The sequence below is a fragment of the uncultured Roseobacter sp. genome (assembly GCF_947501835.1).
GTDB lineage: Bacteria > Pseudomonadota > Alphaproteobacteria > Rhodobacterales > Rhodobacteraceae > Roseobacter.
Genome location: NZ_CANMXR010000004.1, coordinates 392,751 through 416,564, shown reverse-complemented (window position 1 = coordinate 416,564; position 23,814 = coordinate 392,751). Strand labels below are relative to the sequence as shown.

Sequence of the window (23,814 nt, the reverse complement as noted above, 5' to 3'; positions counted from 1 at the left end):
CGCCCACCTTACAGTGCCGCAAATGGGGGTGAAAGCGACAACGGCACAGCCCGGCGCAATTCTGCGACAGGACCCGCGCCGTTCCAGCCTGCGCCAAAATCAAACATCGTGTCGCGTGGCACACGCGGCCTTCGGATCAACCGCGCTCATGAAAAAAGTCGTATATTTTTTCCGCGAGCGCCCCGGACACCCCTTCCACCGCTTTCAGGTCGCTCAGGTTGGCCCGTGCCACTGCCTTGGCAGATCCAAAATGCGCGAGGAGCGCGCGTTTGCGCGCCGCCCCCACGCCCGGCACATCATCAAGCGGTGTTGCCCCAACCGCTTTTGACCGTTTGGCGCGATGGGTGCCAATCGCAAACCGATGCGCCTCGTCCCGCAGGCGCTGCACGAAATAAAGCACCGGATCATTGTGGCGCAGGGCAAAGGCTGGCTTGCCGGTCCGGTAGAATTCCTCTTTGCCCGCATCCCGGTCGATCCCCTTTGCCACACCCACCATCGGAATGTCTTCGACCCCGTATTCCCGCATGATTGCGCGCACCGCGCTTACCTGACCTGCGCCCCCATCGATCAACAGCAGATCTGGCCAGTGCCCCTCCTTGCGATCCGGGTCTTCCTTGATCAGGCGTTTGAACCGCCGTGTCAGCACCTCTTTCATCATACCGAAGTCATCCCCCGGCGTCAGATCGTCGCCGCGGATATTGAACTTGCGATACTGGTTCTTCATGAACCCCTCGGGTCCCGCCACAATCATCGCGCCGACCGCGAATGCGCCCTGGATGTGCGAGTTGTCATAGACTTCGATCCGCTCCGGCGGCGCGCTGAGGTCAAAGGCATCAGCAATGCCTTTCATCAGGCGCGCCTGCGTTGCGGTCTCCGCCATCTTGCGCGCAAGGGATTCGCGTGCGTTGCGCAAGGCGCCGTCGATGAGTTCCGCTTTTTCGCCCCGCTTGGGCACCACCAGCTCGACTTTGCGCCCCAGTTTGCCGCTCAGGGCTTCGGCCATCAGATCCGGGTTTTCAATATCATTGCTCAGGATCAATTGCCGCGGCGGCTCCTTCGTGTCGTAAAACTGACCGATGAATGCCTCCAGCGCTTCGGCCGCATCGACATCCGCACCGACCCGCGGATAATAGTCCCGGTTCCCCCAATTCTGATTGGCGCGAATGAAAAACACCTGCACGCAGGCCTGTCCCCCATCCATATGCAGGGCGATGATATCCGCCTCGGTGACGCCCTTGGGGTTGATGCCCTGCGCCGTCTGCACCTGCGTCAGTGCCTTGATCCGATCGCGCAGGGCCGCCGCCCGTTCGAACGCCATAGCCTCCGATGCCGCCCCCATCTCAGCGGCCAACCGCGCCTGAATATCCGTGGTCTTGCCAGTCAGAAACTTTTCCGCATCGCGCACGGTCTGTTGATAGTCTTTCGGGGTGATCTTGCCCACACAGGGCGCGGAGCATCGTTTGATCTGATATTGCAAACAGGGCCGTGTCCGGCTCTCAAACATCGCGTTGGAACAATCGCGCAGCAAGAACACCCGCTGCAATTGGTTGAGCGTCCGGTTCACCGCTCCGGCGGAGGCGAACGGTCCGTAGTAGCTACCTTTCTGCTTCTTGGCCCCGCGGTGCTTTTTAATCTGAGGGAAATCGTGATCCGCCGTGACCAGGATGCTGGGAAAGCTCTTGTCGTCGCGCAGCAGCACGTTGAACTTCGGCTTGAGCTGCTTGATCAGGTTCTGCTCCAGCAGCAGGGCTTCGGTTTCCGTGCGCGTGGTCAGAAACATCATCGATGCGGTATTGGCGATCATCCGCGCGATGCGACCAGAATGGCCTGCGGGACGCGCATAATTGCTGACCCGCGCGCGCAGATTGCGCGCCTTGCCGACGTATAAGACGCGGCTTTCAGCATCTAGCATGCGGTAGACACCCGGCGAGGTATCGAGGGTCTTGAGATAACCCTGAATTACCTCATGGCCGGTCGGCACATCCTTGGGCTGTGTGTCACGCGACTCTGTCATGTAAACCTGTGGTGATTCTGGGCTTTCGCTGCACTTTAGCGCAGCCAACTGCAAGCGATAAGCTGTCCACTATTCGTGTGGATAACTCTGACGATAACTTCCCGCCATTTGGAAATTTTCGTTTTAATTTGGGCATTTCTGCGATTTGCCTAAAAAATAGGCACATATTCAACACTCTGTTTTCATTGAGTATTTTCTTTTCCCCAGCGCAAGTTTTTGAAAACAAAGACATTTTGGTAACGGTTTTGTAACACCTGTTAAGACGGTGCAAAACTTGCACGGCAACCCACCCCTACTCCACGCCCAGAACGTCCGGCGTCTGCCACGCAAGGTGCTGGCCACCGTCGACACAGAGCAATTGTCCGGTGACTGCGGGCGCATCCAGAAAGTAGCCCAATGCGGCGGTCATATCCTGCGGATTTGAGCCTCGTTCCAGGGTTGTATTTGCCCGTTGTTGGGCAAAATGCTCCTCAGATTGGCGTCCGCCCTGCAGCGTCGGGCCCGGTCCGATGCCGTTCACCCGTATGGCGGGCGCAAGCGCCTGCGCCGTTGTCCGCGTCATCGCCCAAAGCCCCATCTTGGCCAGCGTGTAGGTCATGAATTCTGGTGTCAGCTTGCGCACCCGCTGATCGACCATGTTGATGACCAATCCTGTCGCCACGGGCTCTCCCGCGTCATCCTCAGCCGGTTTCAACCCCTGTGCGGCCATCGCCTGCGTCAGCACGAAAGGCGCGCGCAGATTGCTTTGCATGTGCTTGTCCCAGGTCGCGCGGGTCGCGCTCTCCACGGTGTCATATTCAAAGATCGAAGCGTTATTGATCAGACAGGTGACCGGCCCTCCCAGATGCTCAACCGTCTTGGCAAACAATGCCTCCGTCTGGGCATCCTCCAGCAGATCGGCCTGAAGGGCCACGGCGTGGCACCCTTTTGCTTCGATCATGGCAACGGTTTCGCGCGCACCTTTGTCGGATGAGGCGTAATGCACGCCCACGTCGTACCCCCGATCCGCCAGATAAAGTGCCATGGCATGACCAATGCGGTGGCCGGCCCCGGTGACAAGCGCTGTGGCCATACCGAATACTCCCTTTGATGTGTCAGCTGAGAACGATCACCAGATAGGCCACATAGAGGGCCGTCAGGATCACACCCCAGAACCGCGTGATGTTCCAGCACAGATAGACGAACGGGAACAAAAGGACAGAGGCGCCGAGCATGACCCAAAGATCAAAGGTCAAGAATCCCGCATCCACCGGGATGGGTCCCACGAAACTGGCGATGCCGATGATGGCCAGCAGGTTGAACATGTTCGACCCGATGACATTGCCCAGGGCCACATCGGCCTGACGGCGGAGCGCGGCCATGACGGTGGTTGCCAGTTCGGGCAGCGACGTCCCGATGGCAACGAGGGTCAGCCCGATAACGGTGTCCGAGACGCCATAGGTCTTGGCGATGATCGTGGCGTTATCCACCAGCAGATCCGCCCCCAGCGGCAGGCCAATGAGGCCCAGCACCAGAAACACAAAGATGCGCCACCAGGGCATGTCAGGGTCGGCGCCTTCCGGCTCTTCTTCCGGGTCATCCTTGCAGGCCTGACGGTGCTGATGCGCATCGCGAAAGGCATCCCCCAACATCAGCGCCAGCCCGGTCAGCAGCACAAGGCCTGCGATCCAATCAAACACCCCGCGAAAGGCCAGCCCGATGAAGAGCACACTTGCAAGGATCATGAAATTATAGGTTTTGCGGGTGTTACACTCGGCGGTGTGCATGGTCGCCAGCAAGGCAGGCACGCCCAGGACCAGTAGAATATTGGCCGTATTGGACCCCACGACATTGCCCAGGGCCAGACCGGGCGCATTGTCCTTGATGGCCTGAATGGAAATCAGCAGTTCCGGCGCGGAGGTGCCAAAGGCCACGATGGTCAGGCTGACAATCAGCGCGGGCACGCCCAGGCGCAGGCTGAGGTTAACCGCACCTTTGACCAGCGCATCCCCTGCCAGCAGGAGAAGCACCAAACCAAAACCGCAGAGAAACCACGGCATGATCATGCGTTATCACCCTTGCCGCAGCCGCATGGCCCACGCCCGATACGGTAGCGCCCGCAATGGCGGCATTTGGCATTCGCCAGTCTTTTCCCGCCAAGCCAATGCATTTTGCCAAACATGGCCAGAACGCCCATGACGACGAGGAAAAGGGTGACAATCTTGAAAATCATAAAGGCTACAGACCGAACTGCGCGAAGGCGCTGCGTTCTTCCAGCCCGTGCAGCGCGTCACCGACCATGCGCGCGCCGAAGCGCGACAGAAACGGTTTGCGCACCCCATAGCGCCGGAATTTGACCTTTTCGCCAAAGCGGTCCTGCATCATCGGTTTCAAATGCCCGATGCCATCGATGAGCCCCAGCTCAATTGCACGGCGACCCAGCCAGACTTCGCCGGTGAAGAGATCACGGTCCTCGGGCAGCTTTCCCTTGCGCCGGGCGCTGACGTGATCCTTGAAATTGGTGTGGATATCTTCGAGAAGCCCTTTCAGACGCTCAACGTCCTCGGGGTTTTCCGGTCGGAACGGGTCCAACATGGATTTGGATTTGCCTGCGGTATAGACCCGGCGCTGGATCCCTTGCCGTGCCAGCAGCTCATGCGCGCCAAATGAGGCGGAAATCACCCCGATGGAGCCCACCACGGAACTGTCATCCGCGTAAATCTCATCCGCCGCAGCCGCCAGCCAATAGCCCCCGGATGCCGCAACGTCCTCGACAAAGGCGATCACGGGAATCTCTTTTTCCTCCGCCAGCCGCCGGATGCGCGCGCCAATAAGCGACGACTGCACCGGGCTGCCCCCCGGAGAATTGACCTCCAGCACAACCGCTGAGGGCTTGCCGCGCGAAAAGGCTTTTTCGACGACAGGCGCAAGACTTGTATCATTCAAAGCACCGCGACCTGACGCGCTGATCACCCCGGACAGGCGGATGACGGCGACCACGGGGTCCGATTTCAAAAAGGGTATCCAGCGTTTCATGTGACCCCATGTAGAATGGCACCCCCTGTCAAACAAGGTGGCGACCCCATTGAGTTTGATCCTGCGTCTTTATTGTCGAATGCGCCAGCCGGTTTTGAAAATCCACCATATGATCAGAAGGCACAGCGTCGTGAACCCGGCAATCGCGCAGAGCGATAGCGCAATCGGCACGTCAGCCGCCCCAAAAAACGACCAACGAAAGCCGGAAATGAGGTAAACGACGGGATTAAAGAATGAAATCGTCTGCCAGATCGGGGGCAGCATCGAGATCGAATAGAAGGACCCGCCGAGGAAAACCAGAGGTGTGACAATGAGCAGCGGGACCAGTTGCAGCTGTTCGAAATTCCCCGCCCAGATGCCGATGATGAAACCCAGAAGCGCAAAGCTGAGACAGGTTAGCACCAGGAATGCGATCATGGCGACAGGGTGCGCGATGTTCACGTCGACAAAAAAGAACGCCGTGATCAGGATAATGACCCCGATGAACAGCGCCTTGGTGGCGGCGGCGCCAACATAGCCGGCGACGATCTCCAAAAAGCTCACCGGGGCGGAGAGCAACTCGTAAATCGTGCCGATGAATTTCGGGAAATAGATGCCGAAGGACGCGTTTGAAATCGCCTGTGTGATTACCGAGAGCATGATCAAACCAGGAACGATGAAGGCCCCATAGCTGACGCCATCCACCTCCTGAATGCGGCTGCCGATGGCAGCGCCAAAGACCACGAAGTACAGGCAGGTCGACAGTACCGGCGAAATGAAACTCTGCGCCAGAGTGCGGAAGAAGCGCGCCATTTCAAAGAGATAGATTGCCTTGATCGCTGTCCAGTTCATGACGCCGCCTCCTCTTCATCATGGACCAGATCCACGAAGATATCCTCCAGGCTGCTCTGCCGCGTGACCACATCGCGCAGGACCAGACCGGCGGCAGAGACATCCGACAGCAGTTTGGTGATGCCGGTACGTTCAGCCCGCGTATCGTAGCTGTAGGTCAGCGTGCGGTTATTGTCGCAGAGGGTCAGATTGTACTTGGCCAGGGCCGCAGGCACCTCATCCAGCGGCTCCGATAGCTGCACATCGAGCTGTTTTTGCCCCATGCGGGCCATCAGGCTGGCCTTGTCTTCGACCAGCAGCAATTCACCCTTGGCGATCACCCCCACGCGGTCGGCGATCGCTTCGGCCTCTTCAATGTAATGCGTGGTCAGCACGATCGTCACGCCATCAGCCTTCAGCCCCTCGACGATCTCCCACATATCCTTGCGCAGCTCCACATCGACCCCGGCGGTGGGCTCATCGAGAAACAGCAGCCGCGGCTCATGGCTGAGCGCCTTCGCGATCAGCACCCGGCGTTTCATCCCGCCCGACAGCTCGCGGATCTGGTTGTCGCGTTTGTCCCAGAGCGACAGCTGCCGCAAGATACGCTCCAACGCCGCATCATCAGCTGGTTTGCCAAACAGCCCGCGGGAAAACCGCACCGTGTTGATCACTTTCTCGAAAGGTTCGAGGTTGATCTCCTGCGGGACCAGCCCGATCATCGCGCGGGCCGCGCGATACTCGCTCAGAATATCGTGACCACCCACAGTCACCGACCCGGAGGTCGCCGTGGTGATGCCGCAAATGGTGGAAATCAGCGTTGTTTTACCGGCACCATTCGGCCCAAGGAGGGCGATGATTTCACCGGTCTCGATCTGCAGACTGACACCTTTGAGCGCCTCAAACCCATCAGCGTAGGATTTGCGCAGGTCAGAAATATTGAGAATGGGCGCCATGCTGGATTGATCCTTTCCCTGTTCCGCGGGAACTTAATGCGCGCCCTGCCGAAACAACAGCGCAACGATGCACAGACAACGCTGCGTCATTGCGCTTCTGCGCACTGATACGATGCTCAGGACTTGCCGGTCAGCCGCTTCAACCAGCCCTTTTTCTCCTCTTCGGAGGCATCCTCGGCCAGCGCCTCACCTTCCGCTGCAGGCCCTTCCAAGGTGCTTTGCAGGTTGGAGAAAAACTGATCCGCCATCTTTTTGGCAAAGCCATCGATGATCCGGCTGCCAAGCTGCGCCAGCTTGCCGCCGACTTTCGCCTGGACATCATAGGACAATTCGGTGCCGCCATCCTTGGCCACCATGCGCACCTCCGCCCCGCCCTTGGCAAAGCCCGCAGCCCCGCCCTTGCCTTCGCCGGAAATGGTCAGGGATTCGTTCGGCACCATGTCCGATAGCGTCACCGCACCCTTGAAGGTCGCTTTCACGGGCCCGACCTTTTGCACGACCGTCGCCTCAAAGCCTTCTTCGGGCGATCCCGTGACGTCTTGGGCACCGGGCACACAGGCCTCCAACACCTCGGGCGAGAGCAGCGCGGCATAGACCTCTGCCGGGGTTGCGGCAATCTGGCGGGTATCGGACATCTGCATGGGCTGTCTCCTCTCAAGCGGCGTTTGAACCGTTCTAGCCCAGAGCTTTCAGATGCGCCAACGCGATTTCGGCAATGTCGTTTCTTCGCTCGACAGCACCCGCAGGCCTGATAGGTCTTGCGCATGACCGCTCAACCCCAAAATCGCGCGAGCCTCGCGATCCTGTTTGTTCTGGCAGGGGTAACCGCGATTTCGATCAATGATATGCTGATCAAGCAGTTATCTGGCGGCTACCCCTTGCATGAAATCGTCTTTCTGCGCTCCGGGATCGGGATCTTGTTTTCGCTGATCATGGTGCAGATGGAAGGCGGGTGGCATATCCTGAAAACCCGCAGGCCGTTTCTGCACATTCTACGCGGCCTGTTGATCGTCGTTGCCAATATGAGTTATTTCGTGGCGCTGGCCGCGATCCCGCTCGCCGATGCCACGGCGCTGTTTTTTGCGGCCCCCCTTTTTATCACCGTGCTGTCGATCCCGATCCTGGGCGAGAAGGTCGGGATCATACGCATGAGCGCCGTGCTCGTTGGATTTGCAGGCGTCGTGATCATGCAGCGCCCCTGGGCAGACGCGGACAGCCTGCAGGCCTCGCGGCTGGTGCTGCTGCTGCCGGTGCTCGCCGCGCTGACCTATGCGCTGAACCAGCTGATGACCCGAAAGCTGGGCGTGGAAAGCAAGGCCTCCGCGCTTTCGGTCTATATTCAGGCCACGTTTATTGTGGTCTCGCTGGGCTTTTTCGTCGTGGCGGGCGATGGCCGCTTTGCTGAAGGTGTCGATAACCCGTCCTGGCAGTTTCTGCTGCGCGCTTGGGTCTGGCCTACACAGCAGGATTGGTGGTGGATGATTGGCATGGGCGCCAATGCGGCCGTCGTCGGCTATTGCCTGAGCCAGGCCTATCGCCTGGCAGATGCCGCCACGGTGGCGCCCTTCGAGTATGTCGGACTGCCCTTGGCGGTTTTCTGGGGCTGGGCAATCTTTGCGGAGCTGCCAGTGTGGGAGGTCTGGGCGGGCATCGCGCTGATCCTGGGATCGGGACTGTTCGTCTTCCTGCGCGAGCGCCAGAAAGCACGGATCGTCGCGCGGGCGCCGGTTCGACGCCGGTGATCCCGAGATAATTGTCTTACACAGCGGGGAGGCAAAACACCCCCGTCAGTCCACCCGAACCACGACCTTCCCTGTCGCCTTGCGGGTTTTGAGCAAATCCAGCGCTTCGTTCGATTGCTCCAAAGGCAGCACATTGCTGACATGTGGCTTGATCTTGCCCGCGACATACCACCTTGTCAGTTCTGCAAAACTGTCAGTCAGCACCTTGGGGTTCACGCGTGTGTATCCGCCCCAATAGAACCCAATGACCGTCAGGTTTTTGACCAGGAGGTGATTGGCGGGTATTTGCGGCACCTCACCTGAGGCAAAGCCAAGCGGGATGAGTCTTGCTTCGGGGTTGCAGGCGCGCAGGGCGGCCTTGAATTGATCGCCGCCGATCGGATCATAGACCACATCAGCCCCGCCCAGCGACTTGACCACCTCCCGAATGTCATCGGTTTCCGAATTGATCAGGTGATCGGCCCCCATGGATTTGGCAACGGCCAGCTTGTCCTCACCACGCGCGACCGCAATGACCTCGGCCCCCATCAGTTTGCCAAGTTCAACCGCCGTCAACCCCACGCCACCCGACGCGCCCAGAACCAAGAGCCGCTCCCCCGGCTGCAGATGCGCCTTGTAGTCGAGCGCGATATGGCTGGTGCCATAGGCAATCAGAAAGGCCGCCGCATCCTCGTCGGTCATCTCATCCGGGATCGGCACGCAAATGTTGGCGGGAATGGCGGCGAAATCCGCCAGAGCATTAAAGCCACAATAGGCCGCGACACGCTGTCCGACCCGCAAATCGGTGACACCTTCACCAACCTCCGTCACCGTGCCGCAAAGTTCCATGCCAAGCGTGAATGGCAATTCCGGCTTTTCCTGATAGGTGCCCTTGATGATCAGCAGATCACCAAAGTTCAGCCCGCAGGTGTGCACTTTGACCTGCACCTGCTCTGCCGCTGGCGCGGGTTTTGGAATGTCCTGCAGGCTTAGCAGTTGGCCGAGTTCGGTGACTTGCATCGCGCGCATTCTGTGATCCTTCCAAGCGACCTGAATTGCGCGGATCAGGCCAGAGCCGGACCCGATTGGCAAGAGGCATTCAGACGCGCGTTGCCGTCAACTGACCCTGCGCCCGTTCGACCACACACCGCGCACAATCGGCGCATCGCCGATCACGCAGAACCGCGTGAGATCCGCGCGTAACCCCGGCGCAATCCTGCCACGGTCCTCCAGATGAATGCCCGCCGCCGGGTTGCAGGTGACCGTGGCCAGGCCGCGCGCCATATCGCCCCAGATCGCGCCCAGTTGCACCGCCCCCTTAAGTAGCGCGGCGGGCACGTAGTCGGACGACAGGACATCCAGCAGACCTTCTTCAGCAAGCGACCGGGCGGCGATATTGCCGGAATGCGATCCGCCACGCACAAGGTTGGGCGCGCCCATGATGATCTGAATATGCCGGTCACGACAGGCCTGCGCCGCCTCCAGCGTTGTCGGGAATTCGGCGACGCTGACGCCGAACCCCGCAGATGTGGTGACCTGTCCCGCCGTGGTGTCGTCGTGGCTGGCAAGGGTGGCCCCGAGCCGAGCGGTGGCAGAAACCGTGGCCTCTTCGTGCAGGGTGCCCAATCTGGCGCGCAGATCCGTCAAATGGGCCACATGGGTCTGGAAATCATCCGCGCTCATGCCGCGTTTGCCGCGGATATAGGCCTCGAACTTTTCCATGTCGCGAAACTGCCGCTGGCCGGGTGTGTGATCCATCAGGGACACGATGCCAACCCGGTCGTCAGGGCCAAATTCATTGAGTTCATCGGGCAGCGTTTCGGAGCAGACCTCCGCGCGCAGGTGCAGATGATGAGAGATGCGCAGGGCGCCGCGGACGCGCATGTTTTCGATCTCATCCGCCAGCTTGCGGGCATAGCGCGGATAGCGGCTGGGGGACTTGGATAGAATCGATCCGACGCGCAACGCATCAAACACGGTTGTAATGCCCACCCCGGCAAGCTCCGTGTCATGTGCGACAATCGCCGCGTCGTGAGGCCAGTCCACTTTGGGCCGCGGCATCAGGTGACGCTCAAGGTTGTCGGTGTGCAACTCGATCAGACCCGGGCTGAGGAAGTCGCCCTCGCAATCAATCGCACCTGCGGGCACCGTCGCGCCCGGATCAATGGCCGTGATCAGCGTGTCCTCAATGGTCACAGCGCCATGGACCACCTCGTCGGGCAGCACGATTTTGGCATTGGCGAAGATGGTCTGAGATGTCATGGGCGTGTTAACCTGACGTGCAAGGAAGTTGGGAAGACGAAGGACAAAGACCGATGGAATTCACCCGCTATGGCATCTATTTCACGCCCCGCCCAGGGGCTTTTGCGGATGCTGGCGCCGCCTGGCTGGGGTGGGACATTGCGCGCGGGCACCCCGTTGGCGCGCCGGAGGACGAAATCACCGCGCGGCCCCGCAAATACGGGTTTCATGGCACGCTCAAACCACCGTTTCGGCTTGCGCAAGGGCAAAGCGTCGAGGCGCTGATGTCGGCTCTGGATCAGTTGAGCCAGGCGTTGCGACCCATTGCGCTGGATGGGCTGACGCTGACGCAGCTCGGGTCGTTCCTTGCGCTGACCCCGGTGGGCGATACGCGCGCCTTGGCGGGCATGGCGGCCTGTGTGGTGCGCGATCTCGACGCATTTCGCGCCCCCCCCACCGATGCGGAACTGGCGCGGCGCAAGCAATCCAGATTGACCGAATTGCAAGAGGAAAACCTGCGCCAATGGGGCTATCCTTATGTGATGGAGGCCTTCAAATTCCACATGACCTTGACCGGCCCCCTGCCCCGCGAACTCAGGGGCAAGGTGATGGCGGACGCCAATGCGCATTTCGGCGATCTGCCGCCGCGGCCTTTCGGGGTCGATAGCCTCACACTTGTGGGCGAAGGGGAGGCGGGGATGTTTCACGAAATCCACCGTTACACATTGGCCGGAAAATAGAGCGCGGCGATCTCGGCCAGCGTGGCCTCCAACGGGCGGTCATTGCGGATCTCGACGATGTCGAGCGTTTTGGGCAAGACCTGCGCCTCACGCGCCAGCCGGTTGGCAATGTCGCCCGGGGTCTCGCGCCCGCGCCGGGACAGACGCTCCGCCAGAACCTCCGGAGCGGCGGTCAGGGAAATCACATGGAAATGCGCGAACCTCGCCTGAGCCTCCCGCAACACGCCGCGCGACAGGTTCACAATCGCGTCCTGCCCGCGCGCCAGCACGTCATGCACCCCGGCGGGTATGCCGTAGCGCAGGTCATGGGCACCCCACCACAGAGTGAAATCCCCCCGCGCCTGCATACGTGCGAATTGTTCCGGGGTGACGGCCTGGAAATCCTCTCCCCCGGCATCCGCGGCCCGGGTGATGCAGCGCCGCACCCGGTGCAGATCGGGGCGCATGGCACACAGGCCCTCCATCACGGAATCCTTGCCCACCCCGGAAGGGCCGACAACACCGATGAGCCGCCCCGCCATCTACGCGGCCCTTGGGGTGAATTGTGACACGTCGATGCTGCGGTCGCAGACCTGCGCGCGCGCCTCGGCGTCATGGAAAATACCCAGAATGGCCGCGCCGCGTGCCTTTGCCGCTTCGATCAGCGACAGGACGACGGCCCGGTTCACCGGATCAAGGCTCGCGGTCGGTTCATCCAGTAACAATGCCGGATAGCTATGGGCAAACCCGCGGGCAATGTTGACGCGCTGCTGCTCACCACCGGAAAAGGTGGTGGGGCTGAGCGACCATAGCCGTTGCGGCAGGTTCAGCAGCGTCAGCAGCTCCTCAGCCCGGGCCATCGCCGCATCCCGCTCGCCCCGGAGCCGCAGCAATGGCTCGGCCACGACCTCCAAGGTGGGCACCCGAGGGACCACACGCAAAAACTGGCTGACGTAGCCAAGCGACTGGCGCCGCAAGCTCAGAATGGCGCGCGGTTCCGCTTTCACCAGATCCACGCCATCGACGACGATAGCCCCGCCATCAGCCAGATAATTGCCGTAGACCATGCGCATCAAGGTGGATTTCCCCGCGCCTGAATTGCCGGTCAGTGCCACACATTCGCCCCGGCGTACCTGCAACTCGGCCCCCTGCATGACGGGGATGACCGCGCTGTCCTGATTGTGCAGCACGAATTCCTTAGACACATTGCGAAGTTCAATCATAGCGGCCTCACACCTGCAAAACCGAGCTGACCAGCAGCTGCGTATAGCCATGTTGCGGGTCGTCCAGCACCTGATCGGTCAGGCCGGTTTCGACCACATGGCCGTCTTTCATCACCATCAACCGGTCCGCCAGCAGCCGCACCACCGCAAGATCATGGGTGACAATCACCGCCGACAGCCCCATTTCCCGCACCAGACCACGTAGCAAATCCAGCAAACGCGCCTGAACCGAGACATCGAGCCCGCCGGTGGGTTCATCCATGAAGACCAGCCGCGGCCCGGTGATCAGATTGCGCGCGATTTGCAGCCGTTGCTGCATGCCGCCCGAAAAGGCCGTTGGGCGATCATCAATGCGATCCTCTGCGATCTCGACCCGGCCCAGCCAATCGATGGCGCTGTCCCGGATCGCCCCATAGTGACGCGCGCCAACGGCCATCAGCCTTTCACCGACATTGCCGCCCGCCGACACATTCATGCGCAGACCATCGCGCGCGTGCTGATGCACGAAGGCCCAATCGGTGCGTCCCAGCATGCGACGCTCCGGTTCCGACATTTGCAATGTGTCGCGCAGGCCGCCGTCACGGCCCGAAAACAGCACCTCGCCATGATCCGTCGGCAAATGTCCCGCCAGACAATTCAGCAACGTCGATTTACCCGACCCGCTCTCGCCGACGATGCCCATGACCTCGCCAGGGTAGAGGTCAAAGCTGACATCCTTGCAGCCAACCCGAGGCCCGTAGAATTTGGAGAGGCCGCGCACCGAGAGCAGCACGCCCGCGTCCGGCGCCATGTCCTTCATGTCGCCGCCTCCTGAATACCGGCGTGCCCTGCCGCGCGCCTGCTTGCGCAAAAATCGGTGTCCGAGCAGACGAACATGCGGTGGCCTGCATCATCCATGATCACCTCATCGAGGTAGCTGGTATCAGCAGCGCATAGCTCGCAGGCGGCATCGGCCTTGCTGGCCTCAAACGGGAAGTCCTCAAAATCCAGGCTGACCACCCTGGTGTGGGGCGGCAGCGCATAAATCCGTTGCTCCCGACCTGCGCCAAAAAGCTGGATGGCCGGGCTTTCCAGCTTGGGGTTGTCGAATTTCGGAATGGGCGATGGATCCATCACATACCGCCCCTCCACCTTGACTGGATAGGCGTAGGCGGTGGCAATCGCGCCGTGCTGGCTGATGTCTTCGTAGAGCTTCACATGCATCAGCCCGTATTCTTCGAGGCTGTGCATCTTGCGCGTTTCCACCTCCGAGGGCTCCAGAAAGCGCAGAGGTTCCGGGATCGGCACCTGATAGACAAGGATCTGCCCCGAGGTCAGCGGCATTTCCGGAATGCGGTGTCGCGTCTGAATGACCGTGGCCTCTGTGGTGGCCTCGGTCACCTCCACGCCGGCGGTGCGTTCAAAGAAGCGGCGGATCGAGACCGCATTGGTGGTGTCATCCGAGCCCTGGTCGATGACCTTGAAACGATCCGCGGGGGTCATGATGGCGGCCGATACCTGCACGCCGCCGGTGCCCCACCCGTAAGGCATCGGCATTTCGCGGCTGGCGAAGGGCACCTGGTATCCGGGCACGGCAAGCCCTTTCAAAATCGCCCGCCGGATCATTCGCTTGGTTTGTTCGTCCAAGTATGCGAAGTTGTAACTATTCATTTTTGCGACCCTATAAAAACAGAGTTATTGCCTTGGATACCGCCATATTTTGCGCCTTCGTTATTGGGATTTGCGCTCTCTACATTCTCGACAGAAAACGCAGGCGGAGCGACCCGCGCGACAAAAACGACAAGTAAGCTCACTCCGCAGCCTCCTGTAGCCCGGTCTGTGCCTCGGCACGCATTTTTCGCACCAACTCCAGCTCTGCTTGAAAATCTACGTAGTGTGGCAGCTTGATGTGTTCCAGAAACCCCGTCGCCTGGATGTTATCTGCGTGGTAGAGGACAAATTCCTCGTCCTGTGCCGGGGCGCCCATGTCGTCCTCGCCCAATTCCTTCCAGCGCAGAGCGCGGTCCACCAGAGCCATTGAAATCGCTTTGCGCTCGGACTGGCCAAAGATCAGACCATACCCGCGGGTGAATTGCGGCGGCTCAGTCCTGGAACCCTTGAACTGGTTCACGGTCTCACATTCGCTGACCTCAATCTCGCCAATCTCGATTGAAAACCCAAGCTCGGGGATGTCCATTTCCACAGGCACCGAACCGATGCGCAGCTCCCCGACAAAGGCGTGATTGCGCGCGTAGCCACGTTGAGTGGAATAGGCCATGCCCAGAATAAACCCTTCATCGCCCCGTGTCAGCGATTGCAGCCGCAAGGGCCGGGCAGCGGGCAATTCCAGCGGTTCGCGCGTCAGATCGCTGGGCGTTTCATCCGATGGGGCCTCTTGCTGGATCAGCCCTTCGGCATTGAGAAATTCGGTGATGTGGGGGGTGGGCTCCCTGCGTGGTGTGCCCGTCTCCGCCTCCGCCACGTCACCCTCTGCCATCAGTTTGAAATCCAGCAATCGATGGGTGTAGTCAAAGGTCGGCCCCAGAACCTGGCCCCCGGGCGCATCCTTGAAGGTGGCCGAAACGCGGCGGGTACAGGCCATCTTGCCCGTATCAATGGGGTCAGAGGCGCCAAACCGTGGCAATGTCGTGCGATAAGCCCGGATCAGAAAGATCGCCTCGATCAGATCGCCCTGCGCCTGCTTGATCGCCAATGCCGCAAGGTCGGGGTCATAAAGGGATCCTTCGGCCATCACCCGGTTGACCGCGAGGCTGAGCTGTTCGCGAATTTGTGCGATGCTCAACTCGGCGATGGCGGTATCACCTCTGCGTTTTTCGGCAAGCAGCGCGTGCGCATTGTCGATGGCTCGCTCGCCGCCTTTTACTGCAACATACATCAGCGCACCTTTGTCGATCTCGGCAAGGCCGCCACCGCGTTGCCACGGGTGAGAAACAGATCGACGCCCAGCGGATAGAGCGCCGCATTGGCCTGGCAGAACGAGATGTCGGGCAGGTTCAAAGCGGCCTCCTTTTCGATGCCCGGCCCGGTCAGGCGCGCACCTTCTGTCGTCAGCGCAGGCATCTCGACAATGAGCGTGGCGGCCCGATCCGGATATTCCGCCGTGCCAATCGCATAGGCGTCATGCGGGGCCAGTGCATCCCATGTGCCAAGAGCAAACATCGCCCGCGCCCGGTCGGTGAGCGGCGCGCCGGTATGAAAGGCAATCCAGTCACGCACCGCAGCCGTGTCATGTGTGCCTCCCAGATAGATCGGCGTTTCCGGATCACACAGCGTCAAGAGCAAGGCCGAAGCGGCAGGAGAGAGCGGCACGGGTCCTGCCGCGCCCTCGATATGTTCGATCACCCCTGGCATCGCCATGGCCCGCATGGCACCGCGAAAGGTGATTGCGGCAGCGTGGGGCGCATTGGCAAAGCCCCCGGTCAGAGCCTCGGACGCCATCAGTCTTCTCCTCGCACGAGTGTGAAAAACTCCACTTTGGTGGCTGCCGCCTTGGCCGCTTTGGTCTGGGCGGCAGCCTCTGCATTTTCCCGGAGCGGCGTCAGAATGGCATCTTGGATAACGCGCGCCTGGTCGGTCTGCATCAGCGCATCGATCAGCGCGGCAGTCACCGCCTTGGTCTTGTCGCGGCCCTGCACGTACCCATGCCCCACCGTGCCATCCGAAAGCCTGGCGGTGCAGCGCGTCACCGTCATTTCGCCCAGATTGAAGGGCGCGCCCGTGGCCCCGGCGCGGCCGCGCACCATCACGGCCCCCTGCTCCGGTGCCCGCAAAAACACGTGTTCCGGCGTGCAGTCAGCGGCAGCCCATAGCTCTGCGAGACGAACTGCTGGCTCTTTTGCCAGCAGGCTCATCCATTCTTTTCGATCCAGCTGTTCTGCGGTCTGTCTGATCGCCTGTGCCATGTAGACAACTCTTGAGGTTTACTATACAACTAGACAAATATAGCGCAGCGCGATGTTTTACGCAATCCCGGCCAGCATGAAGATTTGATGACATGAACCACTACACCGCTTCGAAAACACCGATCTGGCGGGCGATCTTTACAACCCTCAGCGGGGAAATCTCCGAAGGCATCTACGCCACCGGGGATAAACTGCCGACCGAGGCCGCGCTGTCGCGACGGTTTGGGGTGAACCGCCACACGGTTCGCCACGCTCTGGCCGAAATGGCAACGCAGGGGCTGGTGGTCTCGCGTCGGGGCGCTGGTGTTTTCGTGACCGGCACGCCGACAGATTATCCCATCGGCAAACGGGTGCGGTTTCACCAGAACATCACCGCCGCCGGGCGCACGCCGGCGAAAAAGGTGCTGGACGTCACCACGCGCCGGGCCGCGGCGGCCGAAGCCGAGGCGTTGGACCTGGAACCACAAGAGATGGTGCATTGCTACGAGGGGCTGTCGCTGGCAGACGGTATGCCGCTGGCGCTTTTTCAGAGCGTGTTTCCCGCAGACCGTTTCGCCAACCTGCCGCAGGCCCTGACCGAAGCAGGCTCCGTGACGCAAGCCATGCGCGCCGACGGCGTGACCGATTACACCCGCGCCTGGACCCGCCTCACCGCCAAACGCGCAACAGCGACGCAGGCGGGTCTCCTGCGCATTGAAGAAGGCGCGCCGATCTTGCGGTCGGTCAGTGTTAACGTGGATCTGGCGGGTACACCTGTCGAATACGGGCGCACATGGTTTGTCGGCGACCGGGTGACGCTAACGCTGAACGATCCCTGACACCCCTGTCACAAAGCTGTCGCTGTTTTCTGCCATGAAGGCAAAAACGACCCTCTGAGCAGCGACCGCAAATGACACTTCCCCCGATCACCTTTACAGGTGCGACCGTCCTGGGACCGGATGGATTGGCAGACCGACCTCTGTCGTTCCGAGAGGGCGTTATTTCTGATCGACCCGGGCGTGAGATCGATCTGCAGGGCGCTTACGTATTGCCAGGGATCATCGACCTGCATGGTGATGCGTTCGAACGTCAAATCGCCCCCCGTGTCTCGGCGGTCTTCCCGCTGGATCAGGCGCTGCGCGCAACCGACTGCGATGCGGCCTGTCAAGGCGTCACGACGGCCTGGATGGCGCAAAGCTGGTCCTGGGAGGGCGGGTTACGCGGGCCGGACTTCACGATAAAACTGTTGAACGCGCTGCAGAACTATCGCCCCCACGCCATGGTCGATTTGCGCATCCAGCTGCGCATCGAAACCCATACGGTTGAGACATTCGAGACGCTGGTCAAAACCATCGCGGATTTCGAGGTGGATTACGCCGTCTTCAACAACCACTTGCCCGAGGCGCGGCAAATGGCCAAGGACAAGCCCGAGGAGATTTTGGGGTGGGCGAAGAAGGCCGGGCGCACGCCGGAGGAGCACATGCGCATTGTCGATGATGCCTACGTGCAATCGCCGCGCGTGCCGCGCTATCTCTGCAATCTGGCTTCATTCTTTGATGCCAAGGGGATCAGATACGGCAGCCATGACGACAGTACCGCGGAAACCCGCTGCTATTTCAATGAAATGGGCGCAACCATCTGTGAATTCCCGATCTCGCAAACAGCCGCGCGGGCGGCACGCTCTTTGCGCAACCCGGTCTTGATGGGCGCCCCGAATGTGGTGCGGGGCGGGTCGCAATCCGGCAACATCGCAGCGCTGGACCTGATCAAAACGGGCGATTGCGACGCTCTTGTCTCCGACTACCACTACCCGTCGCTGGCGCAGGCGGCGTTTTCACTGGCGCAGAACGGCGCGTTGGATTTGGCACGCGCCTGGGCTTTGATCTCCGCACGGCCTGCGGAAATTCTGGGCTTGGCGGATCGTGGCACACTGATCCCCGGCAAACGCGCGGATCTGGTGGTGGTCGACAAGGCAACGCACCGGATTGCAGCGACGATCTCTCAGGGGCGATTGGCCCATCTGAGCGGAGAACTGGGCCAACGGTTCATCACAGAGGCCCGCCCGCTTGCGCATGCGGCGGAATAGCCGCTAGCGCTCGTATTTCTCCAGAAAGGCCTCGGCGGGCAAGGCGCGGAAGTCTTCAAGCGCATCCCGCAAGCGGTCATGGTCCCAATCCCACCACGCCAGCGCCATCATGCGGTCGGCGATTGCCACCGGTTGCCTGTCGCGGATCGGCTTGGCGGGCACCCCGGCGACAATGGTGTAAGGATCCACCGATCTGGTGACAATGGCCCCCGAGGCGACCACAGCACCATGGCCGACCGTCACCTCGGGCTTGATCTGCGCATTGTGTCCGATCCAGGTGTCATGCCCAATTGTCGCGCGCCGCGCGCGGCGATGCGCAAACCAGTCGGCATCATGATCCGCGTCGTCCCAGTAATCAGAGGATCGGTACATGAAGTGGTGCAGCGACGCGCGATCCATAGGGTGGTCCGTCGCCCCGATGCGCACAAAGCTGGCGATGTTTGCAAATTTGCCCACATCCGCATTCGCGATGTCGCACACCCGGTCACAATAGGAATAATCGCCGATCACGCTGTAGGCAACGCGGCTGCCAGCGCCGATTTCAACGAAGCGGCCGAATTGCACCTCCACCACATCGCAGTCGGCCTGCAGGACCGGTGCATCGCCTGCCAGCTTCATGCCGGTTTCCCGTGGATCAGACGCCGGCGCAGCCAGCCCGACAGCGTGTCCATCAGCATGACCATCAGGATGATCAGCACGATGTAATAGCTCACCTCTTCCCAATCCTTCTGGGTGATGATGGCCTGGGTCAGCAGCAGACCAATCCCGCCGCCGGTAATGGCGCCGATGATCGTGGCGGAGCGAACGTTGGATTCCAGATAATACAGGATCTGGCTGAGCAGGATCGGGGTGACCTGTGGGATCACACCAAAGCGGTAGCGCTGCAGCGGTTTGGCGCCGGTGGAACGGATGCCTTCGATCTGCTTGTCGTCCACGTTTTCCAGCGCTTCGGAAAAGATTTTGCCGAAGGTCCCGGAATCCGTCAGCAAAATCGCCAGCGCGCCGGTCATCGGGCCAGGACCAAAGGCGCGGCTGAGCACGACGGTCCAGATCAACCCATCCACGCCGCGCAGGAAATCAAACAGGCGTCGCGCCGCAAAGCGTGCCGCCCCCAACGGCGTGAAATTCCGCGCGGCCAGAAAGGCCAAGGGCAGTGCGATGATTGCCGCCCCCACGGTGCCCAGAAAGGCCATCAGGATGGTCTCAAAGATCGCCCAGGCCACGTCGGAATGACGCCACATCTTGTTGGTCCAGAAGTCACGCCAGATCGCAGCGGCATCACCGGCCATTGCCCGTGACAGCACCTCGCCCGGCCCCATGCCGTGAAACGGGCTGTCGAGGGTAAAGAAAAACAGCTCCCACCCGTTGAAATAGCGAAATACTTCCGAGCGGTTTCGGGTGATCGTCAGGCGGCCCGCGTCAGTTGTAATCGACAGTCGGTTTTTCGAGGCGTTGATCCAATCCGGCAACTCTCCCGGCGGCAGTTCCGCATTCACCCCGCGGTTGCCCGGCTGCGCCGTGATCCGACCGTATCCGGGGATGTCATAGGTGATCAGTTCCGGGCCGAAGGTGATGAGGTGCCCATCTTCCAGATCGATTTCCGTCGTATCGCCCAGCGTCACCCAAGCGGGCGCCTCACCCGCCGGGTAGCGGCCTTTGCGCTCCCCCTCAATGGCGACATCGACGCTGGCATCGCGATTGTCGCGGGTCACGTGGACCTTGTGGCTGTAGCTGTCGGAGACCAGAATACGCGCGTTTTTGGTATCGGCGGTGCGGATCATATCCGGCACGCCAAAGGCAAAGAAAATGTAGATCAGATAGGCCAGAACGGTCGCTGGAAGGGCGGCGGCAATCAGACGCTTGCGCCGAAAAAGGCCCCGCGTTTCGGTCAGGATGGCGGCATCGCTCATGGACGGGCTCCGGTTGTCAGACGGTGACGGGCGTAAGAAGACAGCTGATCAAAAAGGACGATGGCGGCAAAGAGCAGGATGAAGATGGCACCGGCCTCGTCGAACTTGCCCTGCCCCCAACTCATCGCGTTTTTGAGGTCGTAGCCAATGCCGCCCGCCCCCACAAAGCCGAGAATGGCCGAGGCGCGGATGTTGATCTCGAACCGCAGCAAGGCATAGCTGAGGTAATTGGGCGCGACCTGCGGCACGATCCCCAGCAGCATGCGTTGTGTCCAGTTCGCGCCGACGGAGGCGAGACCTTCCACCGGTTTGAGCGAGGCATTTTCATTCACCTCCGAATAGAGCTTTCCAATCGCCCCGGCGGTGTGCAGCGCGATGGCAATCATGGCGGGCACGGGCCCGGCGCCCAAAACAAAGATCAGCACCAGGGCGATCACGATCTCCGGAATGGCCCGCAGGATGTCGCTGATGCGGCGAAAGACGCCCACCAGGGACGGCCAGCGCGCTAGCCCGCGTGTCGACAACAAAGACAGGACCGTCCCCGCGATAACGCCGACAAGCGTCGCAGCGGCGGCAATGTTGATAGTTTCGATCAGCGACGGGAAATATTTGAGGAAATGCCCGGGCAGCAGATGAGATTTCTCCCAGGCCTCGCCAATGACCTCGGCGGGGAAGTCAAAGACATGGGTGACACCGTCCCAGAAGCCACCTGCATTGCGCGCGTCGGCGGTCATGAAACCGGCCATGAGCAAGGCAATGAAAAGCGCCAGCATGGCCGCGTTCCAAATGCGGCGCGTCCGGATCAGCCGCGCGTAGCTGTCCTGCACCTGCGACAGGCCATCCGCCTGAAACGTCGTGTCCGCCATGCCGCCCCCCAGCATTCAGTGAAGCGGGCCCCGGGAAAAGGCCCGCTCTTTCGTGCTAAAATTATTGTATTAATTCGCTTTGGCTTTGCGGGCTTCCACGATGGAGACATAGGCCTCATGCGTGATCGGGTCGAAGCCAAGGCTGTCACCCGCCGCCACCCCGTAGGCGCAATCGGCGTCGGCCTCATACAAGCCATCCACCAGCGCCGTCATCGTTGTCTTAACGTCATCCGGCATGTCCTTGCGCAAGACGATCGGACCTTCCGGGATCGGCTTGGAGCGCCAGATCTCAACCAGATCGTTCATGTCGACGAGACCGGCATCAACCGCCTTGCGCAGCGCGCCCGAGTTGTACCCATCTTCCCAATTGCCCTGACCGTCGGCCCAGGTCACACCGCCATTCACGTCACCGTTGTTTACCGCAACGATGGTCTGCTCGTGACCGCCGGTAAATTTCACTTCGCCGAAATAGTCACCGGAGTTCATGGTCGCGCCGGTCTGCTCGGGGATCTCGATCGACGGGATCAGATAGCCGGAGGTGGAGTTCGGATCCCCAAAGCCAAAGGTCTTGCCCTTCATGTCGTCGAGCGAGGCGATGCCGCTGTCTTTGCGGGCAAAGCCGATGGAGTGATAGCCATAGGAGCCATCAAGGTTGATCTTTACCAGAACCGGCTCAACAGCCTCCGGGTTCTGGATGTGCACGGCTGCGTAGGAAGACGCACCCAGCCAAGCCATGTCCAGCGTGCCGCCCAGCAGGCCTTGGATCACGCCGTTATAGTCCGCCGGTGCGAAGAGTTTTGTCGGAACGCCAAGGGCTTCTTCGGTATAGGCGCGCAGGCACTCGTTGGAATTCAGCCGGTCCTGAGCGTTTTCGCCGCCCAGAATGCCGATGCGGAATTCGCTGATCGCCGTGTCATCGGCAAAGGCTGTGGTCGTCAGGGCCGTTGTTGCCGCCAGGGCGCAAATGATTTTTTTCATGGATTATGTCTCTCTTGGTTGGTGCCGACCCGCGAGGCCAGCCATTGAATGAAGGGGTTAAACGTTTGCAAGCGCGCTCAGCCGGGCCGCTTCGGCAGCATCGGAGCGATCCAGTTGTTCGATCTCCGTGGAGGTCGCGCTTTCAGAGAAATCGGCATCGGCGCCGTAGATGTCCCGGGCCGCCGCCGTGCTCAGCTGCTCCGGCGTGCCGTCAAAGACGATCCGACCGTCCCGCATGCCGATGACACGGTCACAGTAGCGCCGCGCGGTATCGAGCGTGTGCAGATTGGAAATGACGGTACGCCCATCTTCTTCGTGAATGCGTCGCAGGGCGCGCATCACCACCTGAGCGTTCATCGGGTCAAGGGAGGCGATGGGTTCATCCGCCAGAATGATCTTCGGGTCTTGCATCAAGGCGCGCGCAATGGCGACCCGCTGCTGTTGCCCACCGGAGAGATCTTCGGCCCGCTTCGCCGCATGTTCCGCGATGCCCAGACGGTCCAGAATGGCAATCGCCTGCTGAATGTCCGCATCGGGAAAGAGGTTGAACATCGTCGCAAGTGTTGAGCGACGGTTCAGGGTGCCGTGCAACACGTTGGAGACAACATCCATGCGCAGTACAAGATTGAACTGCTGGAAGATCATCGCGCACTTGGATTGCCAGGCGCGTTTGTCCGCCCCGCGCAGGGCGGTGACATCGCGCCCGTCAAAGAGGATCTGCCCGCTGCTCACTTCGGTAAGCCGGTTGATCATGCGCAACAGCGTCGATTTTCCCGCGCCGGACCGACCAATGATGCCGATCATGGAAGGTTTGGAAACCTCGATGCAGGCGGCATCTACCGCTGTGTTCTGCCCGAATGTTTTGGTCAGATCTTTTATGTCCAGCATCGTATCCCCCGACGTTGGGGGCTGACTATGGGCGGGGTGTGAACCGACCGTGACAGAAATAAAAAGGTTTTATGACGGCCTGTGGATCACCCTGACCACGGGATTGCCCGACAAAACGACATGGCGCATACGCGGCGGATGCCACGTTTTCCAGGTCCATCTGTTTGCGAGTTTTGCCTGTATGACAGGCGGCAGGATGCTGCGCTTTCAGAGAAAGCCCATACGGCCCAATGCCTTCTCCGCGCTGTCGCGTTCGGTCGACGTGCCGTTGAGAATATCGTTGTTGAGATTGGCCACCAGCTTGCTCAGCGAGCGCTCTTTCACACATCTCAGAATGAAGGGACCGATCTCTGCTTCGTCGAGGCCCAACACGGAATGAGACATCTTCGTCTCGGCAATTTGTTCATGTTTCATAGTGTCCCCCGACTCGTCCGATTCTCTGGTAAAATACTGGGGAGCGATGGCGGGTGTCACCGATTCTTTGGTGGCGTTTCACGCTTATCGCG

At 60.7% G+C, this 23,814-nt stretch carries 27 protein-coding genes; 4 read left to right on the top strand and 23 right to left on the bottom strand.

The features are described from left to right. Nucleotides 1–136: 136 nt before the first annotated feature. From uvrC to Q1A20_RS10980, 7 genes are all read right to left on the bottom strand, one after another. The gene (gene uvrC, locus Q1A20_RS11010) at nucleotides 137–2,014 is read right to left on the bottom strand and encodes an excinuclease ABC subunit UvrC (protein WP_299916952.1); all 1,878 of its coding nucleotides are present in this window, start codon (nucleotides 2,012–2,014) and stop codon (nucleotides 137–139) included. Between the two features lie 292 nt (nucleotides 2,015–2,306). Further along, nucleotides 2,307–3,086 (bottom strand): SDR family oxidoreductase, encoded by a 780-nt coding sequence (locus Q1A20_RS11005; protein WP_299407582.1) that lies wholly within the window; start codon nucleotides 3,084–3,086, stop codon nucleotides 2,307–2,309. Between the two features lie 22 nt (nucleotides 3,087–3,108). Continuing rightward, nucleotides 3,109–4,053 (bottom strand): calcium/sodium antiporter, encoded by a 945-nt coding sequence (locus Q1A20_RS11000; protein ID WP_299407710.1) that lies wholly within the window; start codon nucleotides 4,051–4,053, stop codon nucleotides 3,109–3,111. A 178-nt stretch (nucleotides 4,054–4,231) separates the two neighbouring features. Next, nucleotides 4,232–5,029 (bottom strand): S49 family peptidase, encoded by a 798-nt coding sequence (locus Q1A20_RS10995; RefSeq protein ID WP_299916951.1) that lies wholly within the window; start codon nucleotides 5,027–5,029, stop codon nucleotides 4,232–4,234. A 69-nt stretch (nucleotides 5,030–5,098) separates the two neighbouring features. Further along, entirely contained in the window at nucleotides 5,099–5,860 is a 762-nt protein-coding gene (locus Q1A20_RS10990; RefSeq protein ID WP_298973389.1) for an ABC transporter permease, read from the bottom strand. Further along, nucleotides 5,857–6,795: an ABC transporter ATP-binding protein gene (locus tag Q1A20_RS10985; protein WP_299407578.1), complete on the bottom strand. Its 939-nt coding sequence runs from the start codon at nucleotides 6,793–6,795 to the stop codon at nucleotides 5,857–5,859. The genes Q1A20_RS10990 and Q1A20_RS10985 overlap by 4 nt, the downstream gene beginning before the upstream one ends. Nucleotides 6,796–6,911: 116 nt before the next feature. Next, nucleotides 6,912–7,436 (bottom strand): CoxG family protein, encoded by a 525-nt coding sequence (locus Q1A20_RS10980; protein WP_299916950.1) that lies wholly within the window; start codon nucleotides 7,434–7,436, stop codon nucleotides 6,912–6,914. A 123-nt stretch (nucleotides 7,437–7,559) separates the two neighbouring features. On the opposite strand from Q1A20_RS10980, the gene Q1A20_RS10975 reads away from it, so the two are divergent. Beyond that, nucleotides 7,560–8,537, top strand: a complete 978-nt coding sequence (locus tag Q1A20_RS10975) for a DMT family transporter (RefSeq protein WP_299407575.1) — start codon at nucleotides 7,560–7,562, stop codon at nucleotides 8,535–8,537. 45 nt (nucleotides 8,538–8,582) lie between these two features. Here Q1A20_RS10975 and Q1A20_RS10970 read toward each other — a convergent pair whose 3' ends face one another. Both Q1A20_RS10970 and Q1A20_RS10965 read right to left on the bottom strand, forming a co-directional pair. Further along, a complete protein-coding gene (locus tag Q1A20_RS10970; RefSeq protein WP_299916949.1) occupies nucleotides 8,583–9,545 on the bottom strand; it encodes an NADPH:quinone oxidoreductase family protein in 963 nt (320 codons plus the stop codon). Between the two features lie 87 nt (nucleotides 9,546–9,632). After that, complete coding sequence (locus Q1A20_RS10965; protein ID WP_299407572.1) at nucleotides 9,633–10,778, bottom strand: alpha-D-ribose 1-methylphosphonate 5-triphosphate diphosphatase; 1,146 nt, start codon at nucleotides 10,776–10,778, stop codon at nucleotides 9,633–9,635. A 53-nt stretch (nucleotides 10,779–10,831) separates the two neighbouring features. Here Q1A20_RS10965 and Q1A20_RS10960 point away from each other — a divergent pair, with 53 nt between their 5' ends. Continuing rightward, a complete protein-coding gene (locus tag Q1A20_RS10960; protein ID WP_299407571.1) occupies nucleotides 10,832–11,497 on the top strand; it encodes a DUF1045 domain-containing protein in 666 nt (221 codons plus the stop codon). On the opposite strand, the gene phnN is transcribed toward Q1A20_RS10960, so the two are convergent. From phnN to phnG, 8 genes are read right to left on the bottom strand one after another with little or no spacing between them, the layout of a single operon-like run. Next, nucleotides 11,476–12,018: a phosphonate metabolism protein/1,5-bisphosphokinase (PRPP-forming) PhnN gene (gene phnN / locus Q1A20_RS10955; protein ID WP_299407569.1), complete on the bottom strand. Its 543-nt coding sequence runs from the start codon at nucleotides 12,016–12,018 to the stop codon at nucleotides 11,476–11,478. The genes Q1A20_RS10960 and phnN overlap by 22 nt on opposite strands. Further along, the gene (gene phnL / locus Q1A20_RS10950) at nucleotides 12,019–12,699 is read right to left on the bottom strand and encodes a phosphonate C-P lyase system protein PhnL (RefSeq protein WP_299407567.1); all 681 of its coding nucleotides are present in this window, start codon (nucleotides 12,697–12,699) and stop codon (nucleotides 12,019–12,021) included. Between the two features lie 7 nt (nucleotides 12,700–12,706). Continuing rightward, the gene (gene phnK, locus Q1A20_RS10945; RefSeq protein WP_299916969.1) at nucleotides 12,707–13,489 is read right to left on the bottom strand and encodes a phosphonate C-P lyase system protein PhnK; all 783 of its coding nucleotides are present in this window, start codon (nucleotides 13,487–13,489) and stop codon (nucleotides 12,707–12,709) included. A gap of 5 nt (nucleotides 13,490–13,494) precedes the next feature. Next, nucleotides 13,495–14,349: an alpha-D-ribose 1-methylphosphonate 5-phosphate C-P-lyase PhnJ gene (locus Q1A20_RS10940; RefSeq protein ID WP_299916948.1), complete on the bottom strand. Its 855-nt coding sequence runs from the start codon at nucleotides 14,347–14,349 to the stop codon at nucleotides 13,495–13,497. After that, nucleotides 14,346–14,492, bottom strand: a complete 147-nt coding sequence (locus Q1A20_RS10935; protein WP_299916947.1) for a hypothetical protein — start codon at nucleotides 14,490–14,492, stop codon at nucleotides 14,346–14,348. Before Q1A20_RS10935 ends, Q1A20_RS10940 begins: the two co-directional genes overlap by 4 nt. Next, nucleotides 14,489–15,574, bottom strand: coding sequence for a carbon-phosphorus lyase complex subunit PhnI (locus tag Q1A20_RS10930; protein ID WP_299916946.1), 1,086 nt, complete (start codon nucleotides 15,572–15,574; stop codon nucleotides 14,489–14,491). The genes Q1A20_RS10935 and Q1A20_RS10930 overlap by 4 nt, the downstream gene beginning before the upstream one ends. Further along, nucleotides 15,574–16,137 (bottom strand): phosphonate C-P lyase system protein PhnH, encoded by a 564-nt coding sequence (gene phnH, locus Q1A20_RS10925; RefSeq protein WP_299916945.1) that lies wholly within the window; start codon nucleotides 16,135–16,137, stop codon nucleotides 15,574–15,576. Before phnH ends, Q1A20_RS10930 begins: the two co-directional genes overlap by 1 nt. Next, nucleotides 16,137–16,601 carry a phosphonate C-P lyase system protein PhnG gene (gene phnG / locus Q1A20_RS10920; RefSeq protein WP_299407531.1) on the bottom strand — a complete coding sequence of 155 codons (465 nt, stop codon included), beginning with the start codon at nucleotides 16,599–16,601 and terminating at the stop codon, nucleotides 16,137–16,139. Before phnG ends, phnH begins: the two co-directional genes overlap by 1 nt. Nucleotides 16,602–16,693: 92 nt before the next feature. On the opposite strand from phnG, the gene phnF reads away from it, so the two are divergent. Together phnF and Q1A20_RS10910 are read left to right on the top strand one after the other, a co-directional pair. Continuing rightward, nucleotides 16,694–17,419 (top strand): phosphonate metabolism transcriptional regulator PhnF, encoded by a 726-nt coding sequence (gene phnF / locus Q1A20_RS10915; protein ID WP_299407530.1) that lies wholly within the window; start codon nucleotides 16,694–16,696, stop codon nucleotides 17,417–17,419. Nucleotides 17,420–17,490: 71 nt separating this feature from the next. Beyond that, entirely contained in the window at nucleotides 17,491–18,666 is a 1,176-nt protein-coding gene (locus tag Q1A20_RS10910) for an alpha-D-ribose 1-methylphosphonate 5-triphosphate diphosphatase (protein ID WP_299407527.1), read from the top strand. Nucleotides 18,667–18,669: 3 nt separating this feature from the next. Here Q1A20_RS10910 and Q1A20_RS10905 read toward each other — a convergent pair whose 3' ends face one another. From Q1A20_RS10905 to Q1A20_RS10880, 6 genes are all read right to left on the bottom strand, one after another. Then, nucleotides 18,670–19,284 carry a chloramphenicol acetyltransferase gene (locus tag Q1A20_RS10905; RefSeq protein ID WP_299407525.1) on the bottom strand — a complete coding sequence of 205 codons (615 nt, stop codon included), beginning with the start codon at nucleotides 19,282–19,284 and terminating at the stop codon, nucleotides 18,670–18,672. Next, entirely contained in the window at nucleotides 19,281–20,576 is a 1,296-nt protein-coding gene (gene phnE, locus Q1A20_RS10900; RefSeq protein ID WP_299407524.1) for a phosphonate ABC transporter, permease protein PhnE, read from the bottom strand. Before phnE (Q1A20_RS10900) ends, Q1A20_RS10905 begins: the two co-directional genes overlap by 4 nt. Continuing rightward, nucleotides 20,573–21,442, bottom strand: coding sequence for a phosphonate ABC transporter, permease protein PhnE (gene phnE / locus Q1A20_RS10895; RefSeq protein WP_299916944.1), 870 nt, complete (start codon nucleotides 21,440–21,442; stop codon nucleotides 20,573–20,575). The genes phnE (Q1A20_RS10900) and phnE (Q1A20_RS10895) overlap by 4 nt, the downstream gene beginning before the upstream one ends. Nucleotides 21,443–21,511: 69 nt before the next feature. Further along, a complete protein-coding gene (gene phnD / locus Q1A20_RS10890; RefSeq protein ID WP_299916943.1) occupies nucleotides 21,512–22,420 on the bottom strand; it encodes a phosphonate ABC transporter substrate-binding protein in 909 nt (302 codons plus the stop codon). A 57-nt stretch (nucleotides 22,421–22,477) separates the two neighbouring features. Further along, a complete protein-coding gene (gene phnC / locus Q1A20_RS10885; protein WP_299916942.1) occupies nucleotides 22,478–23,308 on the bottom strand; it encodes a phosphonate ABC transporter ATP-binding protein in 831 nt (276 codons plus the stop codon). Between the two features lie 207 nt (nucleotides 23,309–23,515). Then, complete coding sequence (locus tag Q1A20_RS10880) at nucleotides 23,516–23,722, bottom strand: hypothetical protein (protein ID WP_298973336.1); 207 nt, start codon at nucleotides 23,720–23,722, stop codon at nucleotides 23,516–23,518. Nucleotides 23,723–23,814: the final 92 nt, after the last annotated feature.

Coding starts and splice junctions, on each gene's coding strand:
- uvrC (WP_299916952.1), bottom strand. CDS start 2,014: ATGACAGAGTCGCGTGACACACAGCCCAAGGATGTGCCGACCGGCCAT.
- Q1A20_RS11005 (WP_299407582.1), bottom strand. CDS start 3,086: ATGGCCACAGCGCTTGTCACCGGGGCCGGCCACCGCATTGGTCATGCC.
- Q1A20_RS11000 (WP_299407710.1), bottom strand. CDS start 4,053: ATGCCGTGGTTTCTCTGCGGTTTTGGTTTGGTGCTTCTCCTGCTGGCA.
- Q1A20_RS10995 (WP_299916951.1), bottom strand. CDS start 5,029: ATGAAACGCTGGATACCCTTTTTGAAATCGGACCCCGTGGTCGCCGTC.
- Q1A20_RS10990 (WP_298973389.1), bottom strand. CDS start 5,860: ATGAACTGGACAGCGATCAAGGCAATCTATCTCTTTGAAATGGCGCGC.
- Q1A20_RS10985 (WP_299407578.1), bottom strand. CDS start 6,795: ATGGCGCCCATTCTCAATATTTCTGACCTGCGCAAATCCTACGCTGAT.
- Q1A20_RS10980 (WP_299916950.1), bottom strand. CDS start 7,436: ATGCAGATGTCCGATACCCGCCAGATTGCCGCAACCCCGGCAGAGGTC.
- Q1A20_RS10975 (WP_299407575.1), top strand. CDS start 7,560: ATGACCGCTCAACCCCAAAATCGCGCGAGCCTCGCGATCCTGTTTGTT.
- Q1A20_RS10970 (WP_299916949.1), bottom strand. CDS start 9,545: ATGCGCGCGATGCAAGTCACCGAACTCGGCCAACTGCTAAGCCTGCAG.
- Q1A20_RS10965 (WP_299407572.1), bottom strand. CDS start 10,778: ATGACATCTCAGACCATCTTCGCCAATGCCAAAATCGTGCTGCCCGAC.
- Q1A20_RS10960 (WP_299407571.1), top strand. CDS start 10,832: ATGGAATTCACCCGCTATGGCATCTATTTCACGCCCCGCCCAGGGGCT.
- phnN (WP_299407569.1), bottom strand. CDS start 12,018: ATGGCGGGGCGGCTCATCGGTGTTGTCGGCCCTTCCGGGGTGGGCAAG.
- phnL (WP_299407567.1), bottom strand. CDS start 12,699: ATGATTGAACTTCGCAATGTGTCTAAGGAATTCGTGCTGCACAATCAG.
- phnK (WP_299916969.1), bottom strand. CDS start 13,489: ATGGCGCCGGACGCGGGCGTGCTGCTCTCGGTGCGCGGCCTCTCCAAA.
- Q1A20_RS10940 (WP_299916948.1), bottom strand. CDS start 14,349: ATGAATAGTTACAACTTCGCATACTTGGACGAACAAACCAAGCGAATG.
- Q1A20_RS10930 (WP_299916946.1), bottom strand. CDS start 15,574: ATGTATGTTGCAGTAAAAGGCGGCGAGCGAGCCATCGACAATGCGCAC.
- phnH (WP_299916945.1), bottom strand. CDS start 16,137: ATGGCGTCCGAGGCTCTGACCGGGGGCTTTGCCAATGCGCCCCACGCT.
- phnG (WP_299407531.1), bottom strand. CDS start 16,601: ATGGCACAGGCGATCAGACAGACCGCAGAACAGCTGGATCGAAAAGAA.
- phnF (WP_299407530.1), top strand. CDS start 16,694: ATGAACCACTACACCGCTTCGAAAACACCGATCTGGCGGGCGATCTTT.
- Q1A20_RS10910 (WP_299407527.1), top strand. CDS start 17,491: ATGACACTTCCCCCGATCACCTTTACAGGTGCGACCGTCCTGGGACCG.
- Q1A20_RS10905 (WP_299407525.1), bottom strand. CDS start 19,284: ATGAAGCTGGCAGGCGATGCACCGGTCCTGCAGGCCGACTGCGATGTG.
- phnE (WP_299407524.1), bottom strand. CDS start 20,576: ATGAGCGATGCCGCCATCCTGACCGAAACGCGGGGCCTTTTTCGGCGC.
- phnE (WP_299916944.1), bottom strand. CDS start 21,442: ATGGCGGACACGACGTTTCAGGCGGATGGCCTGTCGCAGGTGCAGGAC.
- phnD (WP_299916943.1), bottom strand. CDS start 22,420: ATGAAAAAAATCATTTGCGCCCTGGCGGCAACAACGGCCCTGACGACC.
- phnC (WP_299916942.1), bottom strand. CDS start 23,308: ATGCTGGACATAAAAGATCTGACCAAAACATTCGGGCAGAACACAGCG.
- Q1A20_RS10880 (WP_298973336.1), bottom strand. CDS start 23,722: ATGAAACATGAACAAATTGCCGAGACGAAGATGTCTCATTCCGTGTTG.